General features: G+C 39.6%; 2 protein-coding genes. Both read left to right on the top strand.

The window, feature by feature from the left end:
* The first annotated feature begins 169 nt into the window (after positions 1–169).
* A complete protein-coding gene (locus AB6D80_RS25015; RefSeq protein ID WP_009846497.1) occupies positions 170–463 on the top strand; it encodes a hypothetical protein in 294 nt (97 codons plus the stop codon).
* Between the two features lie 160 nt (positions 464–623).
* Positions 624–1202 carry a tetratricopeptide repeat protein gene (locus AB6D80_RS25010; RefSeq protein WP_372189922.1) on the top strand — a complete coding sequence of 193 codons (579 nt, stop codon included), beginning with the start codon at positions 624–626 and terminating at the stop codon, positions 1200–1202.
* The last annotated feature ends 38 nt before the right edge of the window (positions 1203–1240 follow it).

Below are 1240 nucleotides of genomic sequence, written 5' to 3'. Positions count from 1 at the left end.
CACTTACTACCGTTTTTGTTTTAAGTTCCCGCTAATCCGCGATGAACCTAAAAAATTGCTGGCGAGACTGTCTTATTGCTGATTTTTAAAAAACGTTCACATTGAAAATGATCTATTAGATCAACAAGTAAAAACCATCTAGATCATAATTGCAGAGGACAGTATTAGTATGGGTAATTTTGAGCAAAAAGGTGAGGTGAGTCACGCTTTAGTGGCTGCTGCGCGACTTGCCCCGCACCAGGTGAAATGGGTGAAGTTAAGCAAGACCCAATTAAAGGTATTTAATTCGATAAAGCAGGGTGAAGAAGTGACAGCGCAACTTATTGCTGAGCGATGTGATTTGTCACCAAGTTGGGCCAGTTCTCTTTTGAGAAGTTTATATCTGAGATGCTATCTAACGAGATCGAGTGTAGGGCTAGATTTGGGAGGAGTGCAATTTGGTTATCAACATTACAATAATTGAATGTTCTAAAGGCAGCCGTCTTGCATATCGAAATTATACTCAAGTTGAATCGTAATCTTCGGCATTTCGATTGAATAAGCCTCAGCTTTTGCGGCACAATGGCAGAGATTGATGAGATCAATAGTATCGTTGCTGAATAATTAATTTGGAGTTGTGGTTCGTGGGAAAAGTTATAGGTTTGGAGAGCATTTTTAAAGCCGGAGTCATCGTATTGCTAACCCAGCAAGTCATGGGTTGTGTAAGTAGCCCAAAATCTGTGAGTATTTTGAGCACTGAACATGAACCCATTTATTCTTTTGAAGAAAAAAGCTGCAGTAAAGATATCAAAGCTTCTGATTATTATAGCAACCCTAAAGCGTTGAATAGCTTGTTGGATTGGCATCTAACTTCACCTGAAGTGAGCAACCCAGCGTGCATGAATAATATAGGTTGGATATACCACTTTATAGAAAGGGATTACCCCAAAGCACAAGAGTGGTACAAGCAGGCTGTAGCTCAGGGTAATTTGGATGCTATATATAATTTAGCATTATCTTATGATAGCCAATCTCCAACGCTTGGTAATTATGAGATGGCTTTCTCTTTGTATAAGCAGGCTGCGGAACAGAACCACATGTATGCTCAAAATAATTTGGCTCAAATGTATGAGCGTGGGCATGGGACACCTACGAACTTCACTAAAGCTAAATATTGGTTTGAAAAATCTTCTAATCAGTTTTACAGCGTAAACGCGCCATAAACCCCGCATTCTAATCTTTCAGCGCGAAGAATAAGATC

Source organism: Vibrio sp. 10N.247.310.17 (assembly GCF_041466605.1).
Lineage (GTDB): Bacteria > Pseudomonadota > Gammaproteobacteria > Enterobacterales > Vibrionaceae > Vibrio > Vibrio tasmaniensis_A.
This window is presented reverse-complemented; position numbering and strand designations above follow the sequence as displayed.

What these genes read in the sequence shown, in the direction of transcription:
- AB6D80_RS25015 (WP_009846497.1), top strand. Translation starts at nt 170, where the DNA reads ATGGGTAATTTTGAGCAAAAAGGTGAGGTGAGTCACGCTTTAGTGGCT.